Here is a 17163-nt window from a genome sequence, read left to right on the forward strand (position 1 = left end):
ACGCCAACTCCCTCGATGGAAGCCTTTATGAATGCCCTCACCCTTCCCGACATTGCGTCACAAAACGCCCGACAAGCTGTCCCACTAGAATGGGTTGGAATGTGCGGCATTGCGCTACCGGTTGTGATTGACGGTCAGCGACTCACCGCAACAGCCGACGCAGGTGTAAGCCTGGATGACGGTGAAGCGCGCGGGATTCATATGTCGCGACTTTATTTAGCGCTAGAAGTACTCGAGTCGCAGGACCTGAACCCTCTCGTTTTTAAAAAAGTTTTGCAGCAATTTCTCGACAGCCATGACGATTTATCGATCTGCGCATACCTGCGAATTCACACCCACGTACTGCTTAAACGCCCCGCCTTAGTCAGCCCTTTGAGTGGCTGGAAGAGTTACCCGGTGAGTATCGATGCCTCCCTGAAAAACGGAATGTTCCACGTGGAACTAAAAATTGACGTGGATTACTCATCGACTTGCCCGTGCTCAGCCGCATTGGCCAGGCAGTTAATCCAGCAACAATTCGTTAATGACTTCGCCAACAAGCCACTGCAACACGCCGAAGTTTTAACCTGGCTTGGCAGTTCGCAGGGCATTGTTGCAACGCCCCATAGCCAACGAAGCACCGCCTACCTAAAGACACTTCTCAGCACTGAGCTGCAGCAGTTCCCAATCAGCATGCTGATCGATCAAGCAGAAGCGGCATTGGGTACCGCCGTACAAACCGCAGTGAAGCGCGCAGATGAACAAGCCTTCGCGTTAGCCAATGGTCAGAACCTGATGTTCTGTGAGGATGCAGCGCGCCGACTGAATGTCGCGTTAAAGGTTGTCCCAGGGGTGAAAGGCTTTAGCCTCAAAGTGGTCCACGCCGAAAGTTTGCACAGCCATGACGCCGTGGCCGAGAGCCACTGGAACTGGAGAACACGATGATCCGCAAAAATCCGTCCGGTGATTTACCGCAGATCGCCGAGTCAGCGTACGTCGATAGAACCGCGATTATTTGCGGCAAGGTGGTGATCGGCGAAAACGTATTTGTCGGGCCTTATGCCGTGATACGCGCCGACGAGGTAGACAGTGAAGGAGGCATGCTCCCGATCACTATCGGGGCCAATTCCAATATCCAGGACGGGGTGGTGATTCACTCGAAGTCCGGGGCGGCAGTCACTATTGGTGAGAGCACCTCGATAGCGCACCGCTCCATCGTCCACGGGCCATGCCGTGTGGGCGATCGAGTCTTTATCGGATTCAACAGTGTGCTGTTCAATTGCGAGCTGGGTGACGGCTGTGTGGTGCGGCATAACTCGGTCGTCGATGGCCGCGACCTGCCTGAGAATTTTTACGTTCCGTCCACGACCCGCATCGGGCCAAACACTGACCTGAGCCAATTCGCTCCAGTCAGTGTCAGTGCATCGGAGTTTTCAGAGGATGTAGCGCGCACCAATGTCGATCTGGTGCGCGGCTATAAAGCGCTGCAAAACGAGTTCTGATCAGGTACGTGGTTTGACTGTTCCACAGTTTTGTCCCAGCCAGACAGCGCGGGTATCCATGCTGCCCTTCTGCTGAATCCCGGTCGCATTAAAGGTGCCATTCACTTGGGTGGTGAATTCACGATCACTGGCAAATGTTGCCACACCTGCGCCCTGGGCTTTTGGACAACTAAAGCGAAACTTCCACTGATTTCCACTACGCTCAGTGATCTGCTGGTTACAACCAGACTTGGGATCTGTCAGCGGGATGTTGTCTGATTTCACTTGATCGGGTGTCAGGCACACCCGAACACCTTTACCCCCCATGGTCAGCCCCTGGTTCTCCAACTGGGCTTTTTGTTCCGGGGTCAGCATGTTCTGTAATTGACCTAACATTACCTGCAGTTCAGGCAACTGCTGGCCATCAACCTGCATATTGCTGGAGGTCAATTCCCAAAGCCCCGGCTGAAGCATTTGGGCTTGAGCCACCGGGATCGATAAACCACAGGCCATGAACAACCCAAGCAGACGAACATTCATCAAGTTACTCCTACGCTATTGTTCGCGTTAGACGTCAAAAATGGGTAAGTGTTGCACCCGCAACCAATCAATACATTCAGGTCGGTCAAGACTTGGCATTGGACATTGAGGAGCAAGGATACGCATGGATTATCTAGGCCCGCACGTATTTGGTTATCTGATTTTACTGATCCACAGCTTAGGCCTGATTGCCGCCGTACATGCGGTGCTCACCGTCAGGACGGCGCAGGGTTCGATCGCCTGGGCCATGTCACTGTTCTTCATTCCTTACTTCACCCTGATCCCGTATCTGATCTTTGGTCGCAGCACATTTGATGATTACATTCGCGCCCGGCGTGATGCCAACAAGGAAATGCGCGACGCCATCACCGACCTGGACTGGCGACCGTGGGTCGAAGAAGCACTCTCTGCTCGCAACTCAAAAGCCTATACCTCGTTGCGGGCAATGCCGAAGTTGGGACGCATGCCCTGCCTGGCAAACAACTCGGTGCGTTTGTTGATCAATGGCACGGCTACGTTCGACGCCATTTTCGACGCCATTCGCTCCGCCAAAGAAGTGGTGCTGGTCCAGTTCTTTATCATCCACGACGATGACCTTGGCATGAAGCTGCACGCACTGCTCCTTGAGAAAGCAGCCCAAGGCGTCGCGGTGCATGTGTTGTACGACAGTATTGGCAGCCATTCGCTGCCCAAAAGTTACGGGGAAAGCTTGCGCGCAGGCGGTGTACAAACCTATGCATTCGCCACCCGTGGTGGCTGGATCAGTCGCTTCCAGGTGAACTTTCGCAACCATCGAAAAGTGGTGGTCGTGGATGGAGTGCGAGGCTTTGTCGGTGGGCACAACGTAGGCGTTGAATACCTGGGTGCCAAACCACCTCTGTCACCCTGGCGCGACACTCACGTCGAAGTCACCGGGCCTGTGGTTGCCTGCCTGCAGGAATCATTTGCTGAAGACTGGTTCTGGGCCGCTCGCAAATTGCCGCCCCTGATATTGCCCCAGAGCTATCCGGAAGATGGCGTGCTCTGCCAGTTCCTGGCCAGCGGCCCGGCGGACCCATACGAAACCTGCTCGCTGTTTTTCGTTGAGGCCATCCATGCCGCCAACCGCCGGGTATGGATAACGACCCCCTACTTTGTCCCCGATGAAGCAGTGTTCGCTGCGCTGCGACTCGCCGTGCTGCGCGGGGTGGATGTGCGCATCCTGATACCGTCCCGCCCGGACCATAAAATCGTCTACGCCGCGTCCAGCCTGTATGCCTTCGAAGCCGTACGCGCAGGCGTGCGGATCTTCCGTTACCAACCCGGCTTTGTGCATCAAAAAGTGGTGTTGGTCGACGACGAAATCAGCGCCATTGGCAGCGCCAATATGGACAACCGCTCGTTCCGTCTCAACTTTGAAGTGATGCTGCTCACCGTCGACGATGCGTTCGCCAGACAGGTCGAGCACATGCTGCTCGATGACTTCGCACTGGCCCGCGAAATTACGGAAGCGGATATCAAGGCCACTCACCGCTTGCAGCAACTGGCCATGCGGGTTGCGCGGCTGGTTTCGCCTGTTTTATAGGTTTAGCCAGCGCATGCTGTAGGAAGGGTCTGAATCAACTGGCGTGATCCAAAGGGTCAAACAGGACTCCTTAAACTGAGCGGCACGGAATCCTCCGTGTCGTTCAGCATAAGGACAACAACAATGAAGTTCCCGCTATTGGGTTTTGTCTTCAGCATCAGCACGCTTGCTCAAGCTCAAACGCCTGCCACTCCTCCCGCCAAGCCTCTGATAAACGTGGAGGTCGGTCAGCCGACTTACATCCACCGGCTGCACTACAAAAAAATGTACAGCGAAAAGCCTTTTGAAGAAGCTGTGCTCTATTACTACAACAATGGCGTCTACAAAATCATTTCCCCGGGCGAGAACCACTACGGCGTGTATGTGGTTGAGGGGGACTTCACTGACGACCAATACCGCATCAGCTACATCTCCCTGCCCTCACCCGACTGGGGAGGTAACGTTGCCCGCCACGACCTTGTCTTCAAAAAAAGCTCACAGACCTTCGATCAAAAAGCCCTGGCCCAGGTTGATCAAAATATCGGTATCCAGAACGGGCGTTTCGTCCTGGATAAAAACCCGGAACAAGACCCGGGCCCCATCACGTGGGAAACCCACTCTCAGCGATAAATATCCGCCCTGGTCGGTGGCAGCTCCAGCGAGCCATCGGCATGAGGTTTGGTCGCCAGGATCTGGTCAATGTTGATCCATCCATGAGCGAAGGCGTAAGCACAACCCGCCAGATACAGCCGCCAAATACGCAGGGCCTGTTCCGGGACCTGTTTGGCGGCAGCCTCAAGGTTGTGCTCCAGTCGCTGGCTCCAATGCTCCAGCGTGCGCGCGTAATGCAGACGCAAGCTTTCAACATCGACCACTTCCAGCCCCACCTCGCTGATCTCGGCAGTCATCATCGACAGATGCGGCAACTCACCGTTAGGGAACACATAACGATCGATAAACTCACCGGCCCCGCGACCGACCTGACGGCCATCGGTGTGCTTGGATGTAATCCCGTGGTTCATCACCAGCCCGCCCTCACGCACGGCCCTGGACAGAATTTCGCAATACTCGCGCAGGTTGGCGTGCCCCACGTGCTCGAACATCCCGACGCTGACGATTTTATCGAACCGGCCATCTTGGGGCAGATCGCGGTAGTCCAGCAGTTGCAGATCAACCTTGTCCTGCAGACCTTCGGCTTTGACCCGTTCACGAGCAAGTTTGAGTTGCTCCTTGCTCAAGGTAATCCCGAAGACCTTGACCCCATATTCCCGCGCGGCAAAACGCGCCAGCCCGCCCCAGCCACAGCCAACATCCAGCAAGTATTCACCGGGTTTGAGTCGCAGCTTGCGGCACAGCAGGCGGAACTTGGCTTGCTGTGCTTCATCCAGGCTCTCTTCACCGGTTTCAAAATACCCACAGGAATAAGCCATGTCGCGGTCGAGCCACAACTGATAGAAGTCGTTGGACAGGTCGTAGTGATAAGAAATGGACTCGGCATCGGTGGCCTTGTCGTGATAAACGCGAGGAGGCGCGCTGGCCGTGTCATCACTCACCAGCGCCTGGCTCAATTCATCGCATACGCGAATGGCTTCGCTGATTGAGCCTTCCAGTTCAAGCCGGCCCTCAACAAAAGCACTGCCCAGCAGGTCGAGACTGGGGTTGGTAAATTGAGCCACGAGGGTCGGATCCTTGACCACAATCGTGACGCTGGGCGTCGGGCCAAAATTGAACTCGTGGCCGTCCCACAGCCTTAGCCGTAATGGAAGTTGAAGTTTCTGTAAGGCCGGCGGAAGTTGCGCGAGCATCTGTGTTCCTCCTTCAGTTCAGATATCAAAACTATAGGTTAGACGATTAACCAAAACTGTCAGCTTCGTGGACCAGAGGTAGACGCTAGAGCGTGCGCTACCACTTATCCGAATTAATCGCAGGCCGGTTTAAGTGCCACCAAAGGCTCATGAAACCGCAGTAAGCGCCCTGCATTGCCCAGCACCAATAACGTGCTGAGGTTATGCAACACGGCGGCAATCATTGCCCCCGCCACGCCCAGCCAGCCAAAAGCCGCAGCAGCCACAATGGCCAGGGTCCAGCCCAGACCGATGATCACATTGACGTGCAATGTGTGACGGCACTCGCGGCTCAGGCGAACGCAGGTCCCCAGCCGTCTCAAGTCACTGCCTATCAACACAATGTCCGAGGATGCCAACGCGATATCCGCCCCCCCTGCGCCCATCGCAACGCCCACCACACCAGCCTTGAGCGCCAGCGAATCGTTGATGCCATCACCCACCACCATGGGCCGGAAACCGCTGTCTATTTCGCTCAATACACGGTTGAGCTTGTCTTCGGGGAGCGCCTGCGCCTGCACCTCGCTGATGCCTACCGTGTGTGCCAAATGCTGCGCAACGCTCTGGCGATCGCCGGTCAGCAGGACCTGACGGCCAAGCCCCAGCTCGCGCAGCTCACCCAACGCCTGTCGGGCTTCGGGTTTGATGCTGTCCGCCAACAACAGCCAGCCGAGAAACGCATCATTGAGCGACAGGCCTGCAATGGGCCCGTCGTGATCAGGCACGGTGGTCGTGCTGATACCCAACTGGCTGAACAACTCGGGGCGGCCCAAGGCCGCTTCGCCCTGCTCCGTGCTGGCAACTACGCCCAACCCCTGACGCTCACGAACATCGCTCAGCGCCAGCATGTGTTCGTGACTCACCAGACCGGCCAGGGCCCTGCTCACCGGGTGACTGCTGGCGGCGCCCAAACTGGCGGCCAGTTGCAGTAGCGGTTGTTGGTCGGTCTGCTCCGTTTCAATCCCTTGCAGCCGCAAGGTGCCGTAAGTCAGGGTGCCGGTTTTATCCACAACCAAAGACGTGAGATCCGCCAGCTCTTCAAGGAACGCCGAACTGCGGATCAAAATCCCGTGGCGTGCAGCCACGGCAATGCCGGCAATCGCCGTCGCCGGTGCCGACAGGACCAACGCGCAAGGGCACGCCGCCACCAACACGGCGAGCATTACCTGTGCATCGTTGGTGATAAACCAGGTCACTGCCGCGATCATCAACACCAGCACCATGTAGCTGCCGGCGTAGCGCTCAAGCAACCGCGTGATCGGCGGTTTGGCGCGCTCGGCGCTTTGCATCAAAGCGATGACTTTACCCAGGGTCGACTCCTGACCGGTGCGCGTGACTTGCACCCGCAGCAAGCCATCAAGGTTGATCGCCCCACCAAAAATCGGCTGACCGACACTGACTTCAAGGGGTACCGACTCACCGGTGATCGAAGCCGTGTCGAGACTGGCCTGCCCCGCCAGCACCACACCATCGGCGGGTACCCGGTCACCCGCGCGCACTTCAACCTGGTCACCGGTTTCAAGTGTGGCGTTGTCGACTTCCAGCAAACTGCCGTCAGCCTGAAACAGGCGCGCCTGGCTGCGGGTCAGCTTGCCCAGTGCGTGGATCGCTTCTTGTGAACCGATCACGCTGCGCTCTTCAAGCACGTGGCCGAAGATCATGATGATTGGCAGCAGTGCCGCCGTCAGCAAATCTCCGGTGGCCCAGGCACCGAGCATGGCCAGGGCAATCAGCTGATCAGTGATCCCATGCAGGCTCGGGTAGCGCAGGCTGTACCAGGCCGAACGCATGACAGGCACGGCCACCAATAGGGAAGCGAAGCCCAGCAGCAACTGACTGACGCCGATTTGTGCGGGCATCAGCCAGCGCCATACCAGCCCCAAACCCAACAAGCCCAGCGCCAGCATGGCCAGGGTCAGTTGGCGCGCGGCGCTGCGTTGCTCGGCACCGCTGAGCAGGCTGACGGCGGGTTGAGTGGCGGACGTACTCATTGTTCGGCTCCCTGAATAATCAGGCGGGAATCATCTTCAGGATCAACGCTGGTGACAGAGCCGGCCTGGCTCAAAATCCTCGGCATGCGTTCGCGGTACAGACGCAACATCAGGCCCGGGTCATTACCGGCCTGCTGCACCTTGGCCAAATTGATGATGGTGGACGTATCCGCCTGCGCCTTGGCCAGGCGCTCACTGGCTTGAGCCTGCGCCTGCTCGACACTGCGGTCGGCTTGTTGGGTGGCCGACTGGGTGACTTTGGCAGCTTCGTTACGGGCCGCGGCCACCGCTTGTTCGGCGTGCTGGCTGGCAGTCAGTACCGCGTTGAAGGCATTGACCGCAGGGCCCGGCAAACTGGATTGCACATCCACGCGCACCACTTCCAGGCCAAGGCTCTGGCCTGTCGTACTCAGGGCGGCAAGTTGTTGATTGATACCCTGCACCAGATCACCGCGCAGACGCTCGCGGCGTTCGGCCGCCTGGCTGTCGCTGCCAATCAGTTCGGGGCGAGCCACCAGGATCGTGTCCAGATCCCGGGCGGCCGTGAGGGCTACCGCGCTGCGCGTTACCAGACGGTCCAGCGCAGGCAATACGTGCTCACCTTGCAGCACAAAGGCATAGGGTTCGGTGACGTTGTAAAACACCCGCACATCCAGTTGCACCACACCCGCATCGCCCGTCAGCAGATACCCGGAGCCGGCCAGTGCATCGTTGATCGGCGTAGCAAATGTCGCCACCCGGTCGGCCTGCAGCGCGGCATCTGAGCGCATGAGGTTATCTATCCTGCGCTCACTCACGCGGTCTGCAGCAGGGACGATCACCACTTGCTCGAAGGGCCTTGGCCACGCCAGCAACAAGCCGGCATTTTGAATGCGATCCAGCGCGCCCATGCGTAACACCACCGCACGATTTTGCGGATCGATCTGGCGCACGTTGGAAAACCCCCACGCCACCGCCGCGAAAACCGTCACGGCATACAAGCCCAAAAAAGCCAGGCGCCCGGCCTGTTGCCATGGGCTGCTGGCCCCTTTTGTCGCTTCAGGTTCCTGATTCATGGCTGCGATCCAGCCTTGGCATCCAGCTTCGGCGGGCCGTCGACCAGTACACGAAACGGCGCTGCATCGGTACGCAAAATGATTTTTGTCCCCGGGTTAACCATCGTGCCCAGCGTATCGAGCGAGCGCAGTTCGTTGTACAGCTCGGGCGAACTGGCATAAGCGCGGCCGTAAATCTGCGCCGCTTCGACCCGCGACTGGGCTTCAATATCGGCAGCCTTGATGCTGGCATCCGCCTGGAGAATCCGCGCATCGCGTTCGGCGGCTGAACGTATCTGCGCCGCTTCACGTTTGCCAACGGCGGTGCGCTCAGTGGCGATGGTCTCGCGCTCAGCGCGCATACGGTCAACGGTGGCCGTGAGCGTCACCGAGGGCAACGTCAGCCGTTCGACACCCACTTGCAGTACGCGTACCCCGTAAGTACTGAGCAGTTGCTGTTCGATCTGCTGGCGCAGTTGCGCTTCGAAGTCGGCAATTCTGACCTGGCTGGCATCAGTGTTCACCAGGCTTGAGAGATCAAAACTGGCGGCCGTGGTTTCCAGTGCCGAGCCGACAAAGGTACGAATCTGCCGGGCAGCTTCGTCTGGCTGGTTCTGCACCGCGCGCATGAATCGCTGCACATTCTCGGCATCGGGCTGCACCTGCCACGCGACATAGGCCTGCACAATAATCCGCAAACCATCGCGGGTGCCCACGTCCTGCAAACCGCTGGAAGTGGTACGCAAACGCAAATCCACCGGTACGCTGACTTCAAAAGGTGCCGGCCAGCGCCAGCCCAACCCCGGTTCTAGCAACACCCGGGCCGGGTTGCCAAAGCGGGTGATGACCGTCGCTTCACCGGAGCGTACTTGCACCAGGCTGGCAGCGGCGATGGCAAACAGCACCAGCAGCGCGGCCCAGCCCATGCGTCGCCACGGGAACGGGCTCGGCTCGTGGTCGTCACCATGAGCGTGATGGCCGTGGTGTGAACAGCCATGATGATGGCCGCTGTGATCGTGAGATTGAGACAAAATAAGGGCTCCTTACTGAGCAGCTTTACGCGGCGCGACAGGATCGGCCGGCAGCGTGAAAGAACGCAGATCGAGGGTCGGCGCACTGCTGCCCCCGAGGCGATGGTCGAGGATCAGCAATCTGGCGTTGTTCAGTCCCAGGCTTAACTGGCTTAAATACTGCTCAAGCAAAAACGCATGGCCGGCGCTGGCGTAGGCTTTTTGTTCAGCGCCAAAACGCAGATCCGCCGTCTGTGCGGTAGCGTTCACTTCACGTGCCAATGCATGGGCCTGGTCCAGCGCGACACTGGCCTGCAATTGCGCCACGTTGGTTTGTTCACTGGCGGCCCCCCGCTCACGGGCAATCAAGGCCTGCGCACTGATTTGGGCAGCCTGGACACCGTGATACGCATTGGCTGCACCGGCCGGTGGATGAATGGCTTCAACCACGGTGGCCAGAATTTCGACCCCGCTGTCGAGCGTATCCAGATCAGCCTGGACGGCGCGACCGATGTCATCGGCCAACGCGCTGCGCTGTTCACCGAGCACACCATCGAGTGTGCGCGAGGCAAAGTCGTGGACCAGAATGCGACTTGCGGTACTGCGGATCAGCGTCGGGACGTCATCGCTGTGATAAGTGGCGGCCATGGCAGCACGGTCACTCAGGCCAATGCGGTACACAAAACGCACGTCCATGTTGACGATTTGAAAGCCCTGCCTGTCGCCGCTGTCGCTGGCAATCACCTGAGACTTGTCATTCACATGGGTGGCGTCCCACAACCGGTTGGCCGTAAGCGGTGGCAAGCCATCGGCAGGCGTGAGCAACGGATCGATGGTCGATTCAGTGCTGGTCGCCAATTCATGCACCACACCATTTTCGACCGCCAATACCCGGCCCAATGGCCAAGGCAAACCGGCGTGCAGTCCCGGCCCCAACACGTCAACCGGTTTACCGAAGCGCTCATAAATCCCGCGACCTTGAAGCGGGATTTCATTCACGCCGCTCAGTACCCAGCCGACCGCAACCACCACCGCCAGCACCGGGAAGAACGCTTTACGCATGTACGTAAACGCCCAGATTTGACGCAGGTCGATACCAAAGCGGTTATGCAGTTCGTGCTGCAGCGCCAGCAATGGTTGAGGCGGCCAACGCAACATGCCCGCAACAAAACTTTGGGCAATCATCCGTGGTTCGAGCTTGTCGCGACGCGGACTGAACAACGCCGCCACCGCACGCAGGATCAACTCAATCGCCACAGCGGCAGGCAGCAGCCCCGTCAACACGGCCAAACGGGCTGGCCACAGCGCATCGTCGCTGCTGAATAACAGGCAAACGGCGCTCAGTAAAAAAGTCAGAATCGGGACGCGAGCCAACGGCGCGAGCACGTGTGCTTCCGGCCATTGCGCAGGTAACTGCTGTGCCAGATAACGCTCGAACACCAGCAGCGCAAATGCGAGCGCAATGGCGAGCCCTGCCGCGATACTGCCCCACGCACCCATCGCGTAGCCCGGCAATGCCAGGCTCCAGGTGTGTTGCACGCTCCACCACGCAGCGCCGCCCACACCGGCCAGCCACAACACCGGCTCACCGATCGTGGCTAACAGGCGTTGTGCCCCTGTATTGATCCGCTGGTTCAAGCGTTCAATACCTTCGGGTTGTTCGTCGGGTTCGTCCTGGAACACTTCAGGCGCAGGGTTGAGTGCCTCGCGACGCCAACGTGCCACCCAATAGGCCGATTGAGCACCAGCCCCCAGCACCAGCAGAGCTGCCGCATTGTTATTAAGCAGCACCGGCCACAGCGACTCCGATGAGAACAGCCCAATGGAAAAGGCCAGCGCCCACGCCAAAATCACTAAAACCGCCAGCACTGCACTCAGTTGATAGAGCTGGCTGGCCTGTGCAGAGGCACTTTGAAAACGAGGCAAAGACTCAAGCCTCTCCTCCTCGGCATCTAAATCGACGCGCATGGAAATTCTCACTTATGAAATATCTAGTAACGATATCGCAGAAGTGATGAAACTTTTGTCCAGCCAACGCATTCTTCATCTTTGCCGAGAGGGGTAATCGCTGCGCATAAAAACTTATCCACAGCGATTACAGGTGCTGCATTACTGCGGGTGATCGATCAACTGTTTGGCCAGGGCCTCAAACGCCGGAATGGTCACCGGGTCGTTCGCTGAATTGCTGGCAATCGGGTTGGACGCATAACGCACAATCACCATCTCGGCTTTGGGGTCGATGTAGGTGCGTTGGCCGTACACACCACGCGCCATGAAAGCACCGTCGGCGTTGTGCGTCACCCACCACATATTGCGATAACTGCTGCCTTTGAGCAGGTCATAACCAGCCTTGGAAAAGGCCGACTTGTCACCGCCGGCACGAATTTCATCCACCACCGCTTTAGGCACGATTTGTTGGCCCAGATACTGGCCATCATTGCGGATCATCTCGCCAAAGCGCGCCATATCACGCAGCCCGGTATTCAGGCCACCGCCTGCGAAAGGCGTTCCAATGGAGTCGACGGTGAAATACGCATCCTGTTCAGCGCCGATACGCTGCCAGATTTTTTCAGACATTAGTTGTGCGACATTTTTTCCGGTTACCCGCGCAAGCACCCAACCCAGCACATCGGTATTCACTGTTTTATAAGCGAACGCTTCACCGTGCTCGCCCTGGGGTTCAACCGTCTGCAAATACTCCATGTAGCTTTGCGGGCCGGTGTAATCCTTGGGTTTAGGCAGCGGGTTCCCGGCCTGTGCGTGCTTCCAGACTTCAGCATTCGGGTCGGCATAATCTTCGCTGTATTTGAGCCCGGTGGTCATGTCCAGCACCTGACGCAAGGTGGCGTTGCCAAAAGCCGACTTGGCCAGCTCCGGAACATACTCTGCAATTTTTTTATTGGCATCCAGCGTGCCATCAGCCACCAGCATCGCGCCCATGGTGCCCACCACCGATTTAGTCATCGACATTGCGGCGTGCTGGCCTTCGGGGTTCAACACGCCGAAGTAACGCTCATAAATAATTTTTCCGCGGTGCAGTACCACAATACCGTCGGTGTAATTAGCCGCCAGTGACTGCTCCCAAGTCATTGGTTGCTTGCTGCCCAATGGCACAAAGGTCAAACCGTCGATATCCGTACGCAAGGCGCTGGCCAGCGGCACGGGATCACCCAAGCCACGGGAAACATTGGTGGTGGGCATCAATTGGCGAAAATTGGAAACACTCCAGCGCATGGCCGGAAAATTAAAATAACTGCCGTCGGCAAAACGTACGATGCGATCAGGAGGTGGTGGCGCACCGACCATCCAGCCCATGGTTTTGGGATCACTGGCAGCGGCATCGGGGTAAGTGGTTTTGTCGCCAGCGCAGGCAACCGAAGCCGCCAGGCAAGAAAATAAAAAAACCGCGCTGGTGCGGGCGGGTTTGAAAAAATGTTTAAACATAGAATTTTCCTTTTCAGTTCAAGGCCGCACACCACCTTGCGATGCAAACAGAAGGGAGATGTATAGCGCACCACACTCCCACAGGTTGGGCTGAGCCGCAGAAATCATATTTTTATTTTTTCAATCAACGCTTCCAGCTGATGAAAATCGCTGTGGATATTTCTTTCTCGGCTCCAGATCATGTCCAGAGTAAATGTCGGAAAACCAGCTGGCGGTTTAAGCATTTTTATTTTGGGTGAAACATTTAGCGTCGCCACTATTTTTTCCGGAACAACGATCAGTGCAGGTACCGCCAATAAAATATTGACCCCCGCATGATAGGAATTGGCGCGGGTTAAAATAGTTCGCCTGCGGGACTGCTTCTCCAGCCAGCCATCCACCATGTTTTTTTCCGACAACCAAGGTGTTGGAAATATTTGAGGGGTTTCACAAAACTCGTCGATATCCAAAGCAGTTTTCGGCTGATGTTTTGGCACACTGGACAAGCACACAAAAGCATCTTCATTCAGGCTGCGGTAATTCAATAACGGGTGTCGCTGGTGATATCCCGGGCCGAAGCCAAAGCAGACATCGATGTCTGAGGCCAGCAACTCATTGATCGGCAAATCCTTGCCCAAACGGCTCATGCTCAGCGACCAATTGCGCCCGGTTGAACGCACCTGCTGCAACAGCGTGGGCAACATCAGGATTTCAAAATATTCGGGGGCCGTGATATTCCACTGACGCGGCACACTGCTCTGCCCCGCCCCTTCTATGGCGCATTGGTTAATGCACTGCATGATGTTTTGCAGATAAGGCTTCATCGCCAGCACCCGCGCTGTAGGTTGCATGGCGCCCTCACTGCTTTCGAACAGTTTGTCGTCGAAACAGTGTCTGAGTTTTTTCAGGCTGTAACTGATACTCGACTGACTGAGATTTAAAATTTCTGAAACCCGCTTGGCGCTGCGGTTTTCGATCAACAACAAAACAATCGAAATATCCTGCATATCCAACTGTCTCAGAGCATTGGTGTACAGCATGCCGCCTCCTTGCTGACGTTATCCACAGGCCAGAAACCACTCGACCCGCAGAGCGGGTCGAGTGGGTGTGAATCCAGAGAATTAAAACTGTTGCACCCAGTAATGACAAGACATCCACATACATTTGATATGGGTCTCTGGGTCAGATTAAAGGGAACAACGATGCATCGCTGATCATTGTGACTGATAGTCGGCTTCATCAAGGCTTGAGCGTTTGACTGGTTCGGGTTCGGCATTACTCACGTTATGTCTTAAAATAGCCGGTTGCCGAAGAACCGTCATGAGCATAGCCGTGAAGGGCTTCCATCCTTTACATATAAGTGTGGTCAAGATGAACAAGCCTTTCATTTCTCTGTGCCCTGAAATTACTCGTGCGCACGCGTTAACGTTGATGGATTGGTTGGAGGATGAACGCGTCACCTGCTATCTGAGCGATTCGCGTCATGTCTCCCGCTCCATCGAACAAGTCATCGATCGGACTCAATTGCCGATCCTGACCCATCTATTCAACCAGGGCGGCCGATTCTTCATGGCCTATGACCGGCATGACGCTCCGGTGGGCTTTGTCCGTCTAATCAAGACCGGCTCAAATTGCGAGATAGTCCTGGTCATCGGAGACAGCGACAAATGGGGCCGAAACCTTGGCGCCCGCACGATCCGCGAAGGTATGAAACTGGCCTTTCTCGACATGCGGGCAAAGAAACTCATCGCCAAGATCCACCCGGACAACGCACGCTCGCTGAAAGCCTTTCTGCGCAGCGGCTTTGTGCTTGAGAGCGAAACGCCGACATTGAAGTCATTTTCCATGACGGCGAAGCACTATCTCCAGCTCTTGCGCGAAGGTACCGTTGGCGACTCCACCAGGATCTACATCACTGAAATCGACAAAGCCAGGCTCGAGAGTCTAATCGCGCTCGAGCAAGGCCCGGTCGTTGTTGAACTCGAACATGAGCTTGAGCGAGCCATTGTCGTCAAGCCGCAGCAGGTGGCGAGCAATGTCGTCACGATGAACTCCAGGGCCTTGCTGCAGCTGGACGACGAAGAGATCGAAGTGGCCTTGGTCTACCCTGAAGACGCGGACAGCAACGCAGGGAAGCATTCCGTGTATTCCGACATTGGCGCCGCCATCCTGGGCTATCAGGAGGGGGATTCCATCGACTGGCGAATTTCTGATAGGACCCGCCGGATTGAGATCAGGAAAGTGCTTTACCAGCCGGAAGCTGCGGGCGATTTCCACCTGTAATTACGCCTTCCTGCTAGTTCATCAGGCGCGAGGATCCGCACAAGACGGCGCCTCGCTTTGCATGCCTGAGCAATCCGTTGGGTGGTCAAAGACAGGAGCGGAGCCAGTAGCGAAAGGCAGGAGGCGGTAGGACAGACCTAGCCGGCTCCTGCGACAGTTTTATTTCTCTAAATCCACTACCAATAGTCGCAGCAGCATTTATTCCACAGTGACGGATTTGGCCAGGTTACGCGGCTGGTCTACGTCGGTGCCCTTGAGCACGGCCACGTAGTAAGACAGCAATTGCAGCGGGATAGTGTAGAGAATCGGCGCCAGCACATCGTGGATGTGCGGCATGTTGATCACATGGGTGCCTTCGCCATTGGTCATACCGGCTTGCTCATCGGCAAACACGATCAACTCACCACCACGGGCACGCACTTCTTGCAGGTTGGATTTCAGTTTTTCCAACAGCTCATTGTTCGGCGCAACGGTAACCACCGGCATGTCGTTATCCACAAGCGCCAGAGGGCCGTGCTTCAACTCGCCCGCTGGATACGCTTCAGCATGGATGTACGAAATTTCTTTGAGCTTGAGTGCACCTTCCATTGCCACCGGGAACTGAGCGCCACGGCCCAGGAACAGGGTGTGGTGCTTGTCGGCGAACAGCTCGGCCACTTTTTCGATAATCGAATCCATCGCCAGGGCTTCACCCAAACGCGCAGGCAAACGACGCAGCTCTTCAACCAGTTGTGCTTCAACGCCTGCTTCCAGGGTGCCGCGAACCTGGCCCAGGGACAGGGTCAACAGCAGCAAGCCAACCAGCTGGGTGGTGAACGCTTTGGTGGAAGCCACGCCAATTTCACGACCGGCTTGGGTCAGCAGCGTCAGGTCAGACTCACGCACCAGCGAGCTGATACCTACGTTGCAAATCGCCAGGCTGCCAAGGAAGCCCAGTTCTTTTGCATTACGCAGTGCGGCGAGGGTGTCAGCGGTTTCGCCCGACTGTGAGATCGAAACAAACAGGGTATCCGGCTGCACCACAACTTTGCGGTAGCGGAACTCGCTGGCCACTTCGACCTGGCATGGAATACCGGCCAGGCTTTCGAGCCAGTAACGGGCAACCATGCCCGCGTGGTAGCTGGTACCACAGGCAACGATCTGAACATTGCGTACTTTGGCGAACAATTCTTTCGCCTGTGGACCGAAGGCTTGTACCAGTACGTGGTCCTGACCCAGACGGTTTTCCAGAGTGCGTTGTACTACAGCTGGCTGCTCGTGGATTTCCTTGAGCATGTAGTGGCGATATTCGCCCTTGTCAGCAGCTTCGGCGCCATCACTGTATTGCACGGCTTCACGCTGAACGCTTTGGCCATTCACATCCCAGATCTGCACGCTGTCACGATGGATTTCAGCGATGTCGCCTTCTTCCAGGTACATGAAGCGGTCAGTCACTTGGCGCAGTGCCAATTGGTCGGAGGCCAGGAAGTTTTCACCCAGGCCCAAGCCAATCACCAGCGGGCTGCCGCTACGTGCAGCTACCAGGCGATCCGGTTGTTTGGCGCTGATCACGGCCAGGCCATACGCACCGTGCAATTCTTTAACGGTGGCTTTGAGGGCCGCGGTCAGGTCGCTGTTGTCTTTGAGTTTGTGATTGAGCAGGTGGGCAATGACTTCGGTGTCAGTGTCCGAAGTAAATTCGTAACCCAGGCCTTTAAGTTGCGCACGCAGGGCTTCGTGGTTTTCGATGATGCCGTTGTGTACCACGGCCAGATCGGAACCGGAGAAATGTGGGTGAGCGTTACGCTCGCACGGCGCGCCGTGGGTTGCCCAACGAGTATGGGCAATACCCAGACGCCCTGCCAGGGGTTCACCGGCCAGCGCTTGTTCCAGCTCGGCAACTTTACCGTTGCGACGCGTGCGCTCCAGGGTCCCGTTGTTGGTGAAAACAGCAACGCCTGCACTGTCATAGCCACGGTATTCAAGACGTTTCAGGCCTTCCAACAGAATGGCCGTGATATTACGTTCAGCGACTGCGCCAACGATTCCGCACATA

At 56.9% G+C, this 17163-nt stretch carries 14 protein-coding genes; 5 read left to right on the forward strand and 9 right to left on the reverse strand.

All coding sequences use genetic code 11. The features are described from left to right. The first annotated feature begins 27 nt into the window (after window positions 1-27). Window positions 28-924, forward strand: coding sequence for a GTP cyclohydrolase FolE2 (gene folE2 / locus BLW11_RS03875; RefSeq protein WP_048362240.1), 897 nt, complete (start codon window positions 28-30; stop codon window positions 922-924). Beyond that, window positions 921-1481: a gamma carbonic anhydrase family protein gene (locus BLW11_RS03880; protein WP_048362239.1), complete on the forward strand. Its 561-nt coding sequence runs from the start codon at window positions 921-923 to the stop codon at window positions 1479-1481. Before folE2 ends, BLW11_RS03880 begins: the two co-directional genes overlap by 4 nt. Here BLW11_RS03880 and BLW11_RS03885 read toward each other — a convergent pair whose 3' ends face one another. Then, complete coding sequence (locus tag BLW11_RS03885) at window positions 1482-2000, reverse strand: DUF3617 domain-containing protein (protein ID WP_048362238.1); 519 nt, start codon at window positions 1998-2000, stop codon at window positions 1482-1484. Window positions 2001-2124: 124 nt separating this feature from the next. On the opposite strand from BLW11_RS03885, the gene cls reads away from it, so the two are divergent. Then, window positions 2125-3564 (forward strand): cardiolipin synthase, encoded by a 1440-nt coding sequence (gene cls / locus BLW11_RS03890; RefSeq protein ID WP_048362237.1) that lies wholly within the window; start codon window positions 2125-2127, stop codon window positions 3562-3564. A 123-nt stretch (window positions 3565-3687) separates the two neighbouring features. Further along, complete coding sequence (locus tag BLW11_RS03895; protein ID WP_053069590.1) at window positions 3688-4173, forward strand: hypothetical protein; 486 nt, start codon at window positions 3688-3690, stop codon at window positions 4171-4173. Here the strand turns inward: BLW11_RS03895 and cfaB are convergent. The 7 genes from cfaB to BLW11_RS03930 all read right to left on the reverse strand — a co-directional run bounded on the left by cfaB (window position 4164) and on the right by BLW11_RS03930 (window position 13885). Next, on the reverse strand, window positions 4164-5348 hold the full coding sequence (cfaB, locus tag BLW11_RS03900) for a C17 cyclopropane fatty acid synthase CfaB (protein WP_048362236.1): 1185 nt from the start codon (window positions 5346-5348) through the stop codon (window positions 4164-4166). The genes BLW11_RS03895 and cfaB overlap by 10 nt on opposite strands. Before the next feature lie 113 nt (window positions 5349-5461). Next, window positions 5462-7378: a cation-translocating P-type ATPase gene (locus BLW11_RS03905; RefSeq protein WP_048362235.1), complete on the reverse strand. Its 1917-nt coding sequence runs from the start codon at window positions 7376-7378 to the stop codon at window positions 5462-5464. Continuing rightward, window positions 7375-8433, reverse strand: coding sequence for a protease modulator HflK (gene hflK, locus BLW11_RS03910; RefSeq protein ID WP_048362234.1), 1059 nt, complete (start codon window positions 8431-8433; stop codon window positions 7375-7377). The genes BLW11_RS03905 and hflK (BLW11_RS03910) overlap by 4 nt, the downstream gene beginning before the upstream one ends. Then, the gene (hflC, locus tag BLW11_RS03915) at window positions 8430-9443 is read right to left on the reverse strand and encodes a protease modulator HflC (protein ID WP_048362233.1); all 1014 of its coding nucleotides are present in this window, start codon (window positions 9441-9443) and stop codon (window positions 8430-8432) included. Before hflC ends, hflK (BLW11_RS03910) begins: the two co-directional genes overlap by 4 nt. Before the next feature lie 12 nt (window positions 9444-9455). After that, the gene (hflK, locus tag BLW11_RS03920; RefSeq protein WP_048362232.1) at window positions 9456-11390 is read right to left on the reverse strand and encodes a protease modulator HflK; all 1935 of its coding nucleotides are present in this window, start codon (window positions 11388-11390) and stop codon (window positions 9456-9458) included. 141 nt (window positions 11391-11531) lie between these two features. Then, complete coding sequence (locus BLW11_RS03925) at window positions 11532-12866, reverse strand: serine hydrolase domain-containing protein (protein ID WP_048362231.1); 1335 nt, start codon at window positions 12864-12866, stop codon at window positions 11532-11534. 104 nt (window positions 12867-12970) lie between these two features. Continuing rightward, window positions 12971-13885: a LysR substrate-binding domain-containing protein gene (locus tag BLW11_RS03930; protein ID WP_048362230.1), complete on the reverse strand. Its 915-nt coding sequence runs from the start codon at window positions 13883-13885 to the stop codon at window positions 12971-12973. A gap of 280 nt (window positions 13886-14165) precedes the next feature. Here BLW11_RS03930 and BLW11_RS03935 point away from each other — a divergent pair, with 280 nt between their 5' ends. After that, window positions 14166-15128 (forward strand): bifunctional GNAT family N-acetyltransferase/nucleoside diphosphate kinase regulator, encoded by a 963-nt coding sequence (locus BLW11_RS03935; RefSeq protein WP_193790206.1) that lies wholly within the window; start codon window positions 14166-14168, stop codon window positions 15126-15128. Window positions 15129-15326: 198 nt separating this feature from the next. Here BLW11_RS03935 and glmS read toward each other — a convergent pair whose 3' ends face one another. After that, window positions 15327-17162: a glutamine--fructose-6-phosphate transaminase (isomerizing) gene (gene glmS / locus BLW11_RS03940; protein ID WP_048362229.1), complete on the reverse strand. Its 1836-nt coding sequence runs from the start codon at window positions 17160-17162 to the stop codon at window positions 15327-15329. Window position 17163: the final 1 nt, after the last annotated feature.

The organism is Pseudomonas deceptionensis (genome assembly GCF_900106095.1).
Taxonomy (GTDB): domain Bacteria; phylum Pseudomonadota; class Gammaproteobacteria; order Pseudomonadales; family Pseudomonadaceae; genus Aquipseudomonas; species Aquipseudomonas deceptionensis.